This window comes from Bacillus sp. S71 (assembly GCF_016625265.1).
GTDB classification, from domain to species: domain Bacteria; phylum Bacillota; class Bacilli; order Bacillales; family Bacillaceae_G; genus Bacillus_A; species Bacillus_A cereus.
This window is the reverse complement of record NZ_JACVUW010000002.1, coordinates 439,813-455,271: the sequence shown is the minus strand read 5'-3', so window position 1 is coordinate 455,271 and position 15,459 is coordinate 439,813. Positions and strand designations below refer to the sequence as shown.

The following is a 15,459-nucleotide window of genomic DNA, read 5'->3' as shown; positions in this document are numbered from 1 at the left end:
CTATTTCAGAGAGGTTTTTTCCTTATCCATCTTTTCTAAATATGTTAACGCATCATCTAGCGTATCCACTGGTACAATTTTCATTTTTGTTTTAATGTCCTTTGCAGTCTCAAGTGCATCTTTATAGTTCGATTTCTCCGCTCCTTTTTCATTTGGCGCAAAGAACACCTCAGCCCCAGCATCGCTAGCAGCCACCACTTTTTGATTTATACCACCAATCGGACCAACTTCTCCTTTTTCATTAATTGTACCTGTTCCAGCTATTTCATGTCCTTTTGTTAAGTCTTCTTCCACAAGTTGATTATATATTTCTAATGTGAACATTAAACCTGCGGATGGTCCACCAATTTCATGAGAATTAATTTTCACTTTCGGATCGACCACTAATTCTCTTTCCGTAACGATAGAAACACCTATACCGACACGTCCATTCCCATTAGGAATCGTCTTTACATTTAAATTTTCTTTCAATTGTTTTCCATTTCTCATGTACTCAATACTTACAGCATCGCTTTCTTTTTTCCCAGTCATATATTCAATAAATTGCTCCGTCTTTTCAAATGTTTTTCCATCAACAGCTATAATAACATCACCAAGCTTAAGCTTTCCTTCTGACGGCATTCCTTTTGCCACACCAGCAACTAATACACCTTTATTTTCAAAAGAAACGGAGCGATTTGCACGTTTATATGCATTATAAATCGCTGCATTTTGTGAATCTTTCATCGCATAATTTTGGCGAAATTGATATTCTTCATCACTCTCACCTTTTTGCAATATTTCTTCCGCTTTTGAAATATGTGTATATTTATTAAACTGTGCCGCTATTAAATTCACCACATTTGCTGGTCCCATTGAAACCGTAACAAGCATAAAATCACCAGATTCTTTCGTTCCACCCTCAACTTGAACGTAAGGCTCTAATTTGGCAGCCATTCCTGGTTTTGTTACATAATACGGTAAACGCACGTAAACAAGTAACATCGCCAATATAACCCCTATTAAGATTGCATATATAAACCGAAAACGCTTAAACATTATGTTTCTCCTTCCACTGCTCAATTAATAAATAAATATTTGAAACATGTTTTTCCGCTTCTACTTCTCCAACTCGAATAATGTCTTCAATGTTTGTAAAAGCACGTGAACTAAATTGCTCTACAGCTGGTCGCATCATTAAATCCGATGCAATTTGCCGATTCATTACAAGCTCATGCTGCATAATTTCTATGCTTTGCATGATTACGTCATAAATGGACGTAACATCGCCATTCACCTTAATTGGAGACACATCCACAGCGATAACAATATCGGCCCCTAATTCTTTCACAACCGATACTGGGATGCGATCAATAACCCCACCATCCACTAATAATCGTCCATCTATTTTTTCTGGTACAAACACTCCAGGAACAGATATGCTAGCCCTCACCGCATCTGCAACTGGTCCACTTGTAAAAACCACTTTTTCCCCCTTTAATATGTCAGTAGCCACAACAGCCGTCGGGATATCTAACTCTTCTAAATTTTTATTATATGTAAACATTTTAATCATATCTTTGACACGTTTTCCAGCAATAAATCCCATTTTCGGTACCGTGAAATCTAAATAATACTTCCGCTTGAAAACAGATGCCAATTTATACAATCTTTCAACGTTACTACTTGCCGCATAAAACGTACCTATTAGCGCCCCCATACTACTTCCTGCAATCATATGAATAGGAATACCAGCTTCCCTTAAAACCTTTATTACACCAATATGAGCAAACCCTTTCGCTCCTCCAGACCCAAGTGCTAAACCAATCTTTGGTTCTTTCATTTTTCTCACCCTTTAATTTTTTTCATTCCTTTTTCATACTTATGGTCTAAATTCACTACGTATCCACGTATACTGAAATGAACGTTTTTTGGGACAAAGGGGGATTTACTTACATGTATGAAAAATGGAAAACCGCTTTCCTAACCATATCAACGCTTTTTTTAACCTTTTCTCTTGTACTCCACCCCCAAGCCGCTTTACAAGCTTCTATTCGCGGGTTAAATATATGGTGGGAAGTTGTATTCCCTTCACTACTACCGTTTTTCATCATTGCGGAACTTCTAATTAGTATCGGTGTTGTAAAATTTATTGGCGTTATATTAGAACCACTCATGCGCCCACTTTTTCGCGTTCCAGGGATAGGTGGATTCGTTTGGGCAATGGGAATGGCTTCAGGTTTCCCTGCAGGCGCCAAACTAAGCGCTAGACTACGAAAAAGCAACCTTTTAACTCAGATTGAAGCGGAGCGCCTCGTTTCTTTCACAAATTCTTCTAATCCACTTTTTATTTTCGGTGCTGTGTCTATCGGTTTTTTTAATAATCCAAAATTAGGGATTATATTAGCGGCTGCCCATTATTTAAGTAACTTTGCTGTCGGATTAATTATGCGTTTTTACGGCCATAATACCGCTTACAAAAATAATACACACACTACAAAAAAACGCCGCTTTCAAAACCCTTTTTTAATTCTTCACGAGACACGCTTACAAGAAAAAAGACCAATCGGTAAATTACTTGGGGATGCTATCGTTTCTTCTATTCAAACATTACTTATGATTGGCGGATTTATTATTTTATTCTCTGTGTTAAATAAAATGATTACTGTATTCCACATTACTGCAGCTCTTTCTTTTATTATGCAACATATTTTATCATTCTTCCAACTAAGTACAGATTTTAGTATACCTATATTATCAGGTGTTTTCGAAATGACACTCGGAAGCCAAATGATTAGTCAAATAAATGAAACACCCCTCTTACAACAAGCTATGGTAACAAGCTTCATTTTAGCATTTAGCGGTCTTTCTATTCAGGCACAAGTTGCTAGCATATTAGCTGAAACAGACATCCGATTTAAACCCTATTTTTTCGCACGAATTATTCAAAGTATTCTTGCCCCTATTTTTACATTTATATTTTGGACACCATTTTATGAGAAAGTAAGTTCTTTCTCACCTATGCAAAAAGATATTCCTGTATTTTTATCCAAGCATCCTTCTATACTACATGAAATTTGGACATCTTTTATACATTACGGACCAATTTTTACATTATTTTGTCTATATTTATATGTTATTTTATTATTTTTTCGCACGTATAAAGAAAAACCCCGTTCACTTTAACGGGGTTTGAAACTTTTCTTTTAAAGCACGCTCTACAATAGGAGGCACAAGATCTACTACACTTCCTCCATACCTCGCAACTTCTTTCACAATACTCGAGCTTAAAAATGAATATTGGTTGTTTGTCATAATAAAAAATGTTTCAATATTTTCATCTAATTTTCGATTCATAGAAGTAATTTGCATCTCATATTCAAAATCAGAAACTGCTCGTAAACCACGTAATATTGCATTTGCATTACGCATTTTTGCATACTCTACTAACAGCCCACTATGCGAATCTACTTTTACATTCGGGATATCCTTTGTCGCTTCTCGAATTAGTTCTAATCGCTCTTCAACTGAAAAGAATGGTTTTTTAGATGAATTGTTTAAAACGACTACGTACACCTCATCAAATACTTTTGCTCCCCTTTTAATAATATCCAGATGCCCAAGGGTAATTGGATCAAAACTTCCTGAAGAAATAGCTATACTTGTCATTCTGTCCCCTCACCTTCATACTTATAAATCGATATTGCAGTAATCCCATAATTCTCAGCTCGTACTTTTACAAGCTTTCCTATTGAATCAGGTAAAACCACATCATTACCATGCTCTGCCATAATTAATCCATCACTATGTAGCAATCCATGTTGATCCATTACACTAATTAAAGATACAATTTTTTGCTCTTTATATGGTGGGTCTATTAATATAAGATCGAATGACATTTCACGTTTTATAAGCGCCTTTACTGCACGTTCCGCATCATTTCGATATACTTCAGCTTGTTCCTGTATTCTACAACTTTCTAAATTTTGATGAATTACTTTTATCGCTTTACTATCCCTATCAACAAAAATCGCTTTATCGATCCCTCTGCTCAAAGCCTCAATTCCAAGGCCACCACTACCACCAAATAAATCAAGGGCGATACCACCATCAAAATAAGGACCTATCATATTAAAAATAGATTCTTTTACTTTATCTGTCGTTGGACGTGTTGTATTACCAGGAACCGCTTTAAGTGGGTGTCCTTTACATTTTCCTGAAACTACTCTCATCTGTTGTCACTACCTTTATTTCAATCTATCGAGCGATTATAGAAAGCCATTCCCACTTCGGTAACCGTTAACAAATTACATTCACCAAAATATTAGAAAACTCAGCATCAAATAACCACTCATTATTTTTATGTATTCATCTCATCATTCACTAATATGAATCCAATATGTATATTAGTTCCACTTTATCTTTTTTATCCTATCACAAAATAAAAAAAAGAAAAATAAAAAGCCTGACATAAAATTTAATTTCATTATGTATATCTTCATTTAGATTGGACATAAATAATTATAACAACATCACCTTCGATGTTGTTGCCAACCGCGGAGAAGACTTACGTTTCCCCATAAGTTCTTCCTCCGGTTTCTCCTCTCCCTTTGCCTTCTTACTAGTACATGCTAGTATAAGAAGGGCCCTGCTATGCAGGGTTTTTTTTCTTTGTGTGCTTTTCATTTAAAAAGTGAAATGGTACAGTAAAAGAAAGAGGAGGAAAAAATATGATTCAACGCTTTATAGAACTCGGAGAAGGCTACTCTGATTTATATGAATTACTTGAAATTGCCAAAACAAATCAAGAACGTATAGCACATATGTTACAATTTGAAACGATAAAAAACGATAAAAAAGTGTGTTCGCTTGTTGTAATATTAAAACCAACTACTACTGGTGATTTCCAACCATTATACATATGTCGTGAAGGCATTCCTGTATTTGAAAATAAAAAAAGTAAACGTGTCATTTTATTTGAAGAAACGGCAGAGCAACTCGGAAAAAAAGTGGCTACTTTTACTGTAAAGCCATCTACAACTTTCCCAGAAAAAGAACTATTTTTTAATCATTTAATTGGTATTTTACGAATGAACAATTTCATTCCTCCGATGAAATAACACTTTATTTCAATTAAAAAATCCCCCGCTAAATTTAGCAGGGGATTTTTTCTATTAGCTATAATCGTATTCTTTTGCTCGATCAGGACGGGAATTTTCAAATTCCGTTTTTAAATACGGGCGATACGACTGTTCTATCTTTTTCACAAAAGGAAGTTTGTTCAATTTATGCATCATATGCTCAATTTGTTCCATGTCACAATATACTACAGCATATTTTAAACGTTTTGATATGTAATGTATGTTACCATATTTCCTTAAAATCTTGGCATGTTTCAATGAATGTAAATAAACAATCATACTTTGTCGTTGCCCGAACATAATCTTCTCCATCTTCTCCTTTTAAAAACATATATTTTATATTCTATGAAAACCAATCAGAAATTTATAACATTACAGGACAAACTCTGTATACGTTTCCTTCCAACTTCTAAAAAACGGGGTACATCACCCCGTTTTTTTACAACCACAACCTCCGCCAGTACCACAACCTCCACCACAGCCACCAGCATCAAAGAATGGATTCCCTGTTGGCACTTTAATGGAAGAAGACACTTCCGAACCGATTGCTACACTAACTTCATCTAATAACTTCTGCAAAGCAGTTTCTGCTCTTTTAAAAGCTGCAACCTTATCATGTAAGTCCACAGAACGCTTTAATTCTCTCATTTTCATCGATACGGTAGTGTAGTCAGGATGGTATTTTCCAAAACGCTGTACTTCCTCATACCGTTCTTTCATCGCTGTAAATTGCTGAATTAACGTCTGAAGTTCCATATCTTCATGTAATTCTCTATAATACTTACGATAATCTTCTGCTATATCTGAACAGATAATCGCTTTTGCAAGCTGCTCTGCCTTATCTAATATTAATACGCTTTCTAGCGTCGCTACAATCATGAGAGACACCTCCGAGTATCCATCATACCACATTTAGATTAGAACTACTAATTGAAGTGACTTACTCAAAAGAAAGATATAATGAAACTATTTTCACACTATATCCGTGCACACTTATACAGTAATATGTTCCGCTATATTATATTTAAGAACATCCCATTTCCCACTATTTTGTTTCACATAACTAATACACGCATTTTTTAATGGTGTCTTAAATGTAATTTCATCTGGTTCAATGGCATGTAAAATTGCTTTTATCGCGTGTGAGTGAGCAACAATAATAATACGTTTGCCAAAATGAGTTGTTGCAACATCTTCTAAAGCAGCAAAGCAACGAGCTACAATCTCTTCATCTTGCTCCATACCTTCTACTTTACCCTCAGCAATCAACTCTCTAACAGTCGCAACTGGCTTCCCTGAAGCTTCTCCAAAATTCCGTTCAACAAATCGATCATCTAATAAAATCGATTGTAATCCAGCCGCCTTTGCGATTTCATTAGCCGTTTCTTGCGCTCTAATTAACGGGCTACTTATAATGATATCCCACGTTTCTTCTTGTAAAGCAGCTGCACTTTGACTCGCTTGCTTCTTACCAACTTCATTAAGCGGAATATCTTCTCGCCCCTGAATAATTTCTTGAAAATTCCAATCAGTTTGTCCATGTCGTACTAAACAAATTTCCGTCATGCTGCAACTCCTTTTTAAATAATCAATCTCTATTGTAACAAAAGTTCTGCATGACGGACATATTTTTCACTTGTAATTAGGTTGCATTTTGTTGCTTCATATACTGAAACATATCAATCATGATCGAAGCAACAGCCAATTGATTTTGAAATTTTTCCACTTTATCTGGTATTGTTTTTTTGAAATGTTGCATCGCCGCTAACTCAAAAGCCTCTTTTTCTTCAGGATTTCGTGTTAATTTTCTATACCAGTACGGTTGCTCTCTAATATAGCGAGATAAATCCTCATCAGCCTTTATAAACTCCATAATTTCTGCTCTCATCATCTTTCCCCCTAATCCTTTTGAAAGAAAAACGGGTTATTTTCTGAAGTACTTTGTTCTTGCTGCGTACGGTTACCTTGAAATTGCTGAATAACTTGTTGCACGCTCCCAATAGCACTCGTCACATTAGCTAAATGGTTCTGCATTTGTTCCACGTCCAACTTTTTAAAAAAAGAAAGCATTTGCCCCATCACATCAGCAGTTTTTTCCTCTTCAGTTCGATTATCTTTTTCTTTTTTATTTTCTTTTACCGAAGAAAACGCAGGCGCTCCATCCGGTCTATAAGTTGCCCATATTGGATCTTCTTCACCAAGTAAGTACCATTCTTCATAAAATTGTTGCCAAGTTTTGTGACCACTTCTAACCTCATGAACCATTTTAGGGTGATGGTTTACAAATTCTTTAAACTGTTGAACCGATGGATGTAGCGGCCCTTTTGTTGTTGGCATAATCCTCACCTCTCCATGTATATCTACTATATAGTAAGAAAAAAAAGGCGCATGGTTCGCCTATTTTTAGACGATTCATGCACCTTTTTTTCTGCTATTTGCATACGGTCAGATTCCCACCTACAATTCAGTGAATACGAAGTAACTAATTAGGTGATGTAACACCCCACCGCTTACAGTTTCGCTTTATTTTCGAATAAAGTTTTGTGTATAAAATTTATCGTATACACCAACACCTAATCCTGTAAATTGTTCATTTAATAAATTCTTTCTATGCCCCTCACTATTTAACCAACCTTGCACTGCCGCAATTCCATCACTATGTTGCGCCGCTATGTTCTCACCAGCAAGTTGAAATCCTACTTTCCCGCGCTGCAAACGATCTCCTAGCGTACCTAATGTAGGTGAATCATGAGAAAAATAATTATTGTCTTTCATATCTTTACTGTGACCAACAGCAACATCTGCCGTTTCCTGATCCCATGTTAATAATGGTAATTTATGACGACTTCGAATGATATTTGTTAAATCAAAAATTTGTTGCATATTCCCATTTTCTACTTGTTTTATCTTTTCTGGAGTCAATGGTTGTTCTGCTATTAATTCACCTGAATAAACGAGCTGATACGGTCTTTGGCGTAATAAAGTTTCATCATCCATATAACGAACACCCACAAGCTCATGTGTAAATTGATCAAAATACAATTGCGCCCATCCATCTTCTACAGGTATTAACGGTTGTTCCATGACTTCGGTATCAGATAGTTCAAATTGATAACTATTTTTCCCTCTTTTTAATGAAATTTCATGCGAAAGCGGACTTTTTTTATATACTTCTTCATATTTTTCATTTATATAATAAGGTGGAACCTTAACTTGTTCACCAGCAGCGTACGCCGTTATAACTTTACGTTCAGAAACTCCGAATTGAACATACTGAGTTAAATCCTGATTGTATACCCACCATTCATATCCGTATGCAGATGGCTCTATTCGAGAGGGTTCTCCCCACTTCGCTAATAAATTTTCAGAGTCTTCACCAATCATATTTAAAACAGTGTCTGAGGAGTCTTCCTTAATTTGCTTTTTCTTTTTCACAATTTTATTTTCTTGCTTTGATTGAGATGGGGTTAATATATATTGTGAAACGAGTAATTTCCCGTATAAATCAACAGCTAAAATTAAAATTGTAATCATTACGATACGCAATAATTTCTTCAAACGATATACCTCCTGAACAAAACATAAAATTGAGATATACACAAATCCTTTTCTTTCTTTTTGTGTGTACCGTACTCTTTTCACTATATCATATTTTTGTGAAAAAAGTCTGGATTATCCCTTTTCTCTCAATATGAATTGCACTTTCTTATTATTCATACTATTATAAAAATAATGGTGTAACATTAAAAAAGGAGGTATTATATGCAATTTACAAATACGAAATTTAATGGAGCCGTCGTTGAATTAACTCTTTTAACTGAAATCATGGAAAACAACCACTTCGTACTTGCTGGACAGTGGGATTATGAACGGGTTACATACGATTATAAATTTGAAATATTAAATGATGTTTATTATTTGCGAGTGCAAGGCGTTGCTGTTGAAGGTGACATTGGCAGTAGACACGCTGAAGTAAAACTACTCCCTCCCTTATTAGGAAAACATTATTATCCTCACGGCGTTGAATATGGCGATGATGAGACTTTCCCAACGAATGTACTTCAAAAAAGTGAACAACTCCTACAAAATGTCGAAAAAGAGTTAAAAGAACTTCAAATTATTGATTAACAAAAACAAGCGCATCAATATGATGCGCTTGTTTTTTCCCTCCCCTAAGAATGAATCGTTTTTTTTACTGGATATCCATAAATAGATCCATCTTTTACTTTAATCTCATCTTCCCAAGGAACCTTATATTTACCTTCAGCTAAATCTTTTACAAACGTATATGGGTTTTCTTTCACCCCACCAGGAGTTGCTACATATCCTCTTGAACCTAGATTATATATATTATTTTCTAATCCCCATCCTAATCTAGCCTGATCTGCTAGTTCTGGATATACTTCAGCAGTAACAATCTCCCAAGGATTTCGATGCCCCTGTACTAAAGTAGTCCCATCAAAATTACATACTTGTCCTTCACCAAAGTAATAAAATACACCATCATAACCCGCTAAGTTTACCGACAATGTATACATTAAATTCTGCCATGCATTTGAACGATTGGTTAGCATCCATTGTTCACTAACTTGTGTGCTATACCCAGAAATACGAATCAAGACATTTGCACCTTTATAGGCCGCTTCACGAGCTACTTCAGGGAACATGCCATCATGACAAATACAAACAGCTAATTTACTTCCTCCAGGTCCATCACAAACAGGTAAGCCTAAATCTCCAGCTTTCCAAGGCTCGACTGGCACCCAAGGATTTAGCTTACGATACTTCAAAATCATTTCACCTTGTGGATCAATAATAACTGCTGTATTATATGGCTCTCCACCATCAGGGTTTTTTTCCATTATTGAAAAAACACCATATACTTTAGATTCCTTACATGCCTCAGCAAATAAGTCTGTTTCTGGCCCAGGCACTGTACATAAAAATTCTTCTGTAGTCCATTTTTTTGTATTGAGCCCTTGTGTACTATATTCAGGAAATACTATCAATTCTAATCCAGGGTAACCTGATTTGGTCGAATGAATTGTTTTTATGATTTGTTGAATTTGTTTATCAATGTCTGCACGTGACTCTACTACCGGTACTGGATATTGAATTAGCGCTGTCAAAAAACCACTAATCGGCTTTACCATACTTCCACTACTACCCATTTAAATTCCCCCTTAAAATAGTTCGTATTTATTAAAGATAACAATATATATTTGTAACTCTCTAAAAAACTTGCACTACATATGGAATTATTGCGTATGAAAGCTAGTAGTAAATTTTATATCCACTTTTAGTACACGCCTACACTAACTTAACATAAATAATTAGAAAATTCAATCTTTTATAAAAAGCTAAAACTAAAAAAGAAAAAGCGTATGGAATCCCATACGCTTTTTTTACTTAGTTTGTAAATACGGCGGCAATTGCTGTAACTGCTCCTTATCCTTTTCACGTTCTCTACGTGCCCATCTAAAGAATACATAGCCTATAATTGTACCGTACACTATTTCCTGGACAATTTTCATTATGATACCACCAGTTTGCTGGTCTTGTACTACTGGCATCCAGTGCAAAAATTCCGGTCCCGTTATATTTAAATCTGATAAAGTGCCCGCTGGTACACATAGTTCCATCGCTTTCATCCAAGCAGCCGGATCCGTATACGTTGCAAATAACGGGGCTGTCGCAAAAATTATTAACGCACAAGCTGGCGTTAATAATATACCATTAGCAAACATGTAACCAAGTTTCTTTATATCACTTAACGTTTGATATTCTGGTAATGGATTTAACATCGGCCACCACATCATGATTGCTGTAAAAAACAATATAGCGAGACAAATAGGATGAGCAATTTGACTTTGTTTTACCGTATCAAAAACAACTGGTAAATGATAAAAAGAAAACAGGCCGTTAAATACAAACAACGCAATAAGTGGTTTAGCAAATACCTTTAATATAATTTGAACGAACTTAAAAGAAGTAATGTAACGATATAACCAAGTTGGTATACCAAGCAACAGTAACGGTGGAACTGCAATATACATGACTGCCATTTCAAACATATGAGCACTAAATATAATATGACCAATTAAATCAATAGGCCCTCCCTTTACAAAATACAAAAGAACAATACCAGTCGTAAAATAAAAAATTTGCTTCTTACTTACCTTCGTCGCATTTTCAAATCGCATTCTATAAGGTCCAATAATTAAGAAGTACCCAATAAGAATCGAAAGCATAAATAATAAAAAAATTGGACTCCATAAAGCCTGAAAACCAAATATCCACAAGTTACTCATTTTCACACCTACCTTCGTAAGGTTATCCCATAATATGAAGAGGGAGCTGTGACAACACAAGCTCCCTTATATTTCACTTTTCAAATCCACACAATTGTCATAAAAGCTAAAATTGTAATTAACCCTATTAGCAGGCCAGAGTAAAGAAAGAAACTTGCTGCTTCATGTCCTTTATGGCTCATATGCATAAAATAATACAATTGAAAAATTACTTGTACCACTGCTAATAGTAAAATAAATGGCACAGAGAAAGTCGGACTAAAAGTTTTTGGATACGCCACTGCTACAAATGCAACTAATGTTAAAAAAATCATTAATGCAAACGTAATAACTTGATGCTTCATTTCCTCCGCACTTTTTCTCTTCCGATAAACAAGATCAACTTTAGGATTATTTGTTTGCTTTATCGCCATTGTTTATCCCACCATTCCCATTAAATATACTACAGTGAAAATAAACACCCAAACTACGTCAATAAAGTGCCAATAAATTGATGCAACATAAAACTTCGGTGCATTGTATAAATTTAGACCTCTCTTCGCATTTCTAAAGATTAATGTTAAAATCCAACACAACCCAAACAATACGTGGAGTCCATGTGTACCAACAAGAGCATAAAATGCAGAGCCAAACGCACTACTTCTCATAGTATGCTTAAATTCATGTGTATAATGATAAAACTCATATATCTCAAACCCTAAAAATCCTAAACCTAGCAATACAGTTACTAGTAACCAAAGTTGCATTTTCTTAAAGTTAAAGTTTTTCATGTGATACATCGCATATACACTTGTTAAGCTACTCGTTAATAAAAGCATCGTCATAATGAAAACGAGTGGCATTTGGAACATTTCTTGAGATGTTGGTCCACCATTTGTAGAATTCTTTAATGCTAAATATGTTCCGAATAAAGAAGCGAACAACACTGTTTCGCCTCCAAGAAATAACCAAAAACCGACAAACTTATTTTTCCCTTCAAGGGTTGCTTTTTCAGGCTCTGCTGGAAATGTTTCATTCGTTAATTTTTCATCTACATGCATTATGCCTTGCCCCCCTTATCATCTAAATCTTCCTTATGAATATGGTATCCATGATCATCGATTACTGAACGTAGGAACATTGCGCCAAATGTAATGATTAAACCAATAATTGCTACTAATAACCAGAACTTATCTTTTCCGCCCTGCATATACATTGCACCAAATGCCGCTATAAACAATCCGAAAGAAATGACAAATGGTGAAAACGAAGGATTTGGCATATGAATATCACCAATTGGTTCCGCTGCTGTCATCTCTTTATTACCTTCACGTTTTTCAATCCAAAACGGATCTAATCCGCGAACAAATGGTAGTTGTTTAAAGTTATATTCTGGTGTCGGTGCTGGCATCGTCCATTCTAATGTACGTGCATCCCACGGATCACGACCAGCTTTTTCTTTTGATACTGTCGTTTTAATTACATTGAATAGAAGAACAATCGTCCCAAGAGCCATAAACACCGCTCCGATAGAACTAATCATATTCCCCATTTCCAACCCTTGCCCTTCAAGATATGTGTAGTAACGGCGCGGCATACCAATCAAGCCAAGGAAATGCTGAATAAAGAACGTTAAATGGAAACCGATAAAGAATAGCCAAAACGTTATCTTTCCTAATGTTTCATTTAATACTTTATTAAACATCAGTGGCCAATAATAATGAGCTCCTGCAAGTAAACCAAATACAACACCGCCAACGATTACATAATGAAAATGTGCTACTACGAAATAATTATCATGAAATTGATAATCAGCTGGTGCAGATGCTAGCATAACCCCTGTAACTCCACCCATGACGAATGATGGAATGAAAGCTACTGCCCACATCATCGGTGTCGTAAAACGAATATTTCCGCCCCACATTGTAAAGAGCCAGTTGAATATTTTGATACCAGTCGGAACCGCAATCGCCATTGTTGCAACTGAGAAAATAGCATTAGCAACTGGACCAAGTCCAACAGTAAACATATGATGCGCCCATACCATAAATCCTAAAAATCCAATTAATACAGTCGCAAACACCATCGATGAATAACCAAACAATCGTTTTTTCGAAAATGTCGCGAAGATTTCTGAGAATATTCCGAAAGCTGGGAGTATAAGAATGTATACTTCTGGATGACCGAAAATCCAGAATAAATGCTCCCATATAATTGTATTCCCACCCAATGCTGGATTAAAGAAACTTGTTCCAAATAAACGATCTAACATTAAAAGTCCTAATCCTACAGTTAACGGTGGAAAAGCGAATAATATAAGCGAAGATGTTACAAATGTCGTCCATGTAAACATCGGCATACGCATATACGTCATTCCTGGCGCACGCATATTAATAATGGTGACAAGGAAGTTAATCCCTCCAATTAATGTACCAATACCTGAGATTTGCAAACCGAGTACATAGAAATCAACACCATGACCTTTAGAAGCTAAAGCTAAAGATGCATAAGATGTCCATCCTGCATCAGGTGCTCCACCTAAAAACCAACTTAAATTTAAAAATACTCCACCAAAGAAAAATAACCAAAATCCGAGTGAATTCAAAAACGGGAACGCTACATCACGTGCACCAATTTGAAGTGGTACAGCGGCGTTCATAAATGCAAACACGAGTGGCATAGCTGCGAGGAAAATCATTGTTGTACCGTGCATCGTCAATACTTGATTATAAGCATCCCCAACAAGAAAAGCGTTGTTAGGAATCGCTAATTGAAGGCGAATAAATAGAGCTTCTATTCCGCCTATTACAAAAAACAATCCACCTGCAATTAAATAGAGAATGGCAATCTTTTTATGGTCTACTGTCGTTAAATAATCCCATATGACAGCACCCATCCCCTGTTTTTTTGCTACAGAACTCACGTTTTCAACCTCCCCTTCGCGAATAATCCCTCTTTACTTTTCAACTTTTAACGTTTGTAAGTATGCATTTAATGCATCAATTTGATCATCCGTTAAGTTGCCATATTTGCCAGTCATTTTGTTTCCTGGCTTCATATTTTCAGGATCTTTCAGCCATTTTTTTAAGTTTTCTTCATTGTTTTCGGCAATACCGGCAACCATATCGCGATCCGCAAAGTTTGCTAAGTTTGGTGCGATACGAGCGGAAGGTGGTCTACTATCATTAGATCCAACTGCGTGACAACCAATACAGCTTTTATTAAATATTTCTTGGCCCTCTTGCGCCTTTGTTGAAGCTACTTCTTTCTTCCCATCAATCTTCTTCATATCAGCAAGCCAATTTTTGTACTCGCTTTCATCTAAAGCTTTCACTTTAAATTGCATTAAAGAATGTGATGGGCCGCAAAATTCTGTACAAAAACCATTATAAGTGCCCGATTTATCTGCCTTTAACCACATTTTGTTCACATTGTCTGTATTTGTATCCATTTTCCCAGCTAAAGATGGAACCCAAAATGAGTGTTTAATATCGGCACCCTTCAAATTTAAATACACTTTCTTACCTGTGGGGATGACTAAATCTTGCGAAGTTACTATCTTTTCTGATTTATAAGAAAATTCCCACCAATAAAGATTCGCTGTTACATCAACAACGATAGTATCTTTATCAATATTCTTTTTCTCCATCGCACTTACATCAGCAAGTTTGAATGTATATGTAACCGTTGGAACAGCTAAGATTAGTAAAAGAATAATCGGAATAACTGTCCATATAATTTCTAGCTTGTGATTTCCTTCAACTTGCTCTGGAATATAATCTTCCTGACCTTTCTTTTGTCGGAAACGCACAATTACATACAAGAAAATAATAGTAACTACTAGTACTACTCCTACCATGATTGCACTTGCCAGTAGAAGTAAATCATATTGCATTTTTGCTACTTCTCCTTGCGGAATTAAAGTAGATTGAAAGGCTTTACCGCATCCCCCTAACAGTAAAGCCAGCAGTGAAACGAACGAAAGCAGTCGCCACTGTTTCTTCATACAAACAACCCCCACTTTCCTTGTGAATTAGATTGTACTTTAT

Annotated in this window: 19 protein-coding genes; 3 read left to right on the top strand and 16 right to left on the bottom strand. The window is 35.8% G+C overall.

Features of this window, described 5'->3' with window-relative positions; genetic code table 11:
* On the bottom strand, positions 1-1,038 hold the full coding sequence (locus IBT51_RS05925) for a SepM family pheromone-processing serine protease (RefSeq protein ID WP_098391151.1): 1,038 nt from the start codon (positions 1,036-1,038) through the stop codon (positions 1-3).
* Positions 1,031-1,822 (bottom strand): patatin-like phospholipase family protein, encoded by a 792-nt coding sequence (locus tag IBT51_RS05920; protein ID WP_000662590.1) that lies wholly within the window; start codon positions 1,820-1,822, stop codon positions 1,031-1,033. Before IBT51_RS05920 ends, IBT51_RS05925 begins: the two co-directional genes overlap by 8 nt.
* A 113-nt stretch (positions 1,823-1,935) precedes the next feature.
* Here IBT51_RS05920 and ylbJ point away from each other — a divergent pair, with 113 nt between their 5' ends.
* Positions 1,936-3,165, top strand: a complete 1,230-nt coding sequence (gene ylbJ, locus IBT51_RS05915; RefSeq protein WP_000273089.1) for a sporulation integral membrane protein YlbJ — start codon at positions 1,936-1,938, stop codon at positions 3,163-3,165.
* Here ylbJ and coaD read toward each other — a convergent pair.
* Both coaD and rsmD read right to left on the bottom strand, forming a co-directional pair.
* The gene (coaD, locus tag IBT51_RS05910; protein WP_000200601.1) at positions 3,157-3,648 is read right to left on the bottom strand and encodes a pantetheine-phosphate adenylyltransferase; all 492 of its coding nucleotides are present in this window, start codon (positions 3,646-3,648) and stop codon (positions 3,157-3,159) included. The two genes, ylbJ and coaD, sit on opposite strands and share 9 nt — an antisense overlap.
* Positions 3,645-4,211, bottom strand: coding sequence for a 16S rRNA (guanine(966)-N(2))-methyltransferase RsmD (gene rsmD, locus IBT51_RS05905; protein ID WP_001266976.1), 567 nt, complete (start codon positions 4,209-4,211; stop codon positions 3,645-3,647). The genes coaD and rsmD overlap by 4 nt, the downstream gene beginning before the upstream one ends.
* A 498-nt stretch (positions 4,212-4,709) precedes the next feature.
* Here rsmD and IBT51_RS05900 point away from each other — a divergent pair, with 498 nt between their 5' ends.
* A complete protein-coding gene (locus tag IBT51_RS05900; protein WP_000616017.1) occupies positions 4,710-5,099 on the top strand; it encodes a DUF7147 family protein in 390 nt (129 codons plus the stop codon).
* Between the two features lie 54 nt (positions 5,100-5,153).
* Here IBT51_RS05900 and IBT51_RS05895 read toward each other — a convergent pair whose 3' ends face one another.
* The 6 genes from IBT51_RS05895 to IBT51_RS05870 all read right to left on the bottom strand — a co-directional run bounded on the left by IBT51_RS05895 (position 5,154) and on the right by IBT51_RS05870 (position 8,678).
* Positions 5,154-5,420 carry a YlbG family protein gene (locus tag IBT51_RS05895; protein WP_002082261.1) on the bottom strand — a complete coding sequence of 89 codons (267 nt, stop codon included), beginning with the start codon at positions 5,418-5,420 and terminating at the stop codon, positions 5,154-5,156.
* A gap of 126 nt (positions 5,421-5,546) precedes the next feature.
* Positions 5,547-5,999 (bottom strand): YlbF/YmcA family competence regulator, encoded by a 453-nt coding sequence (locus IBT51_RS05890; protein ID WP_000634366.1) that lies wholly within the window; start codon positions 5,997-5,999, stop codon positions 5,547-5,549.
* A 114-nt stretch (positions 6,000-6,113) separates the two neighbouring features.
* Entirely contained in the window at positions 6,114-6,686 is a 573-nt protein-coding gene (locus IBT51_RS05885) for a histidine phosphatase family protein (RefSeq protein ID WP_053563739.1), read from the bottom strand.
* Positions 6,687-6,762: 76 nt separating this feature from the next.
* Positions 6,763-7,008, bottom strand: coding sequence for a YlbE-like family protein (locus IBT51_RS05880; RefSeq protein WP_001200990.1), 246 nt, complete (start codon positions 7,006-7,008; stop codon positions 6,763-6,765).
* 11 nt (positions 7,009-7,019) lie between these two features.
* Positions 7,020-7,457, bottom strand: a complete 438-nt coding sequence (locus tag IBT51_RS05875) for a YlbD family protein (RefSeq protein ID WP_001143346.1) — start codon at positions 7,455-7,457, stop codon at positions 7,020-7,022.
* A 186-nt stretch (positions 7,458-7,643) separates the two neighbouring features.
* Complete coding sequence (locus tag IBT51_RS05870) at positions 7,644-8,678, bottom strand: CAP domain-containing protein (RefSeq protein WP_000735387.1); 1,035 nt, start codon at positions 8,676-8,678, stop codon at positions 7,644-7,646.
* A 204-nt stretch (positions 8,679-8,882) separates the two neighbouring features.
* On the opposite strand from IBT51_RS05870, the gene IBT51_RS05865 reads away from it, so the two are divergent.
* A complete protein-coding gene (locus IBT51_RS05865; protein ID WP_001160949.1) occupies positions 8,883-9,248 on the top strand; it encodes a YugN family protein in 366 nt (121 codons plus the stop codon).
* Between the two features lie 44 nt (positions 9,249-9,292).
* Here IBT51_RS05865 and IBT51_RS05860 read toward each other — a convergent pair whose 3' ends face one another.
* From IBT51_RS05860 to coxB, 6 genes are all read right to left on the bottom strand, one after another.
* Positions 9,293-10,291, bottom strand: coding sequence for a formamidase (locus tag IBT51_RS05860; RefSeq protein WP_000535802.1), 999 nt, complete (start codon positions 10,289-10,291; stop codon positions 9,293-9,295).
* Between the two features lie 234 nt (positions 10,292-10,525).
* Positions 10,526-11,431: a cytochrome c oxidase assembly factor CtaG gene (ctaG, locus tag IBT51_RS05855; protein ID WP_000069031.1), complete on the bottom strand. Its 906-nt coding sequence runs from the start codon at positions 11,429-11,431 to the stop codon at positions 10,526-10,528.
* A gap of 80 nt (positions 11,432-11,511) precedes the next feature.
* Entirely contained in the window at positions 11,512-11,844 is a 333-nt protein-coding gene (ctaF, locus tag IBT51_RS05850) for a cytochrome c oxidase subunit IVB (protein WP_000985703.1), read from the bottom strand.
* 3 nt (positions 11,845-11,847) lie between these two features.
* Positions 11,848-12,471 carry a cytochrome c oxidase subunit III gene (gene ctaE, locus IBT51_RS05845; RefSeq protein ID WP_000557861.1) on the bottom strand — a complete coding sequence of 208 codons (624 nt, stop codon included), beginning with the start codon at positions 12,469-12,471 and terminating at the stop codon, positions 11,848-11,850.
* On the bottom strand, positions 12,471-14,306 hold the full coding sequence (gene ctaD, locus IBT51_RS05840; protein ID WP_170924972.1) for a cytochrome c oxidase subunit I: 1,836 nt from the start codon (positions 14,304-14,306) through the stop codon (positions 12,471-12,473). The genes ctaE and ctaD overlap by 1 nt, the downstream gene beginning before the upstream one ends.
* 60 nt (positions 14,307-14,366) lie before the next feature.
* A complete protein-coding gene (gene coxB, locus IBT51_RS05835) occupies positions 14,367-15,416 on the bottom strand; it encodes a cytochrome c oxidase subunit II (RefSeq protein ID WP_000745273.1) in 1,050 nt (349 codons plus the stop codon).
* Between the last annotated feature and the right edge of the window lie 43 nt (positions 15,417-15,459).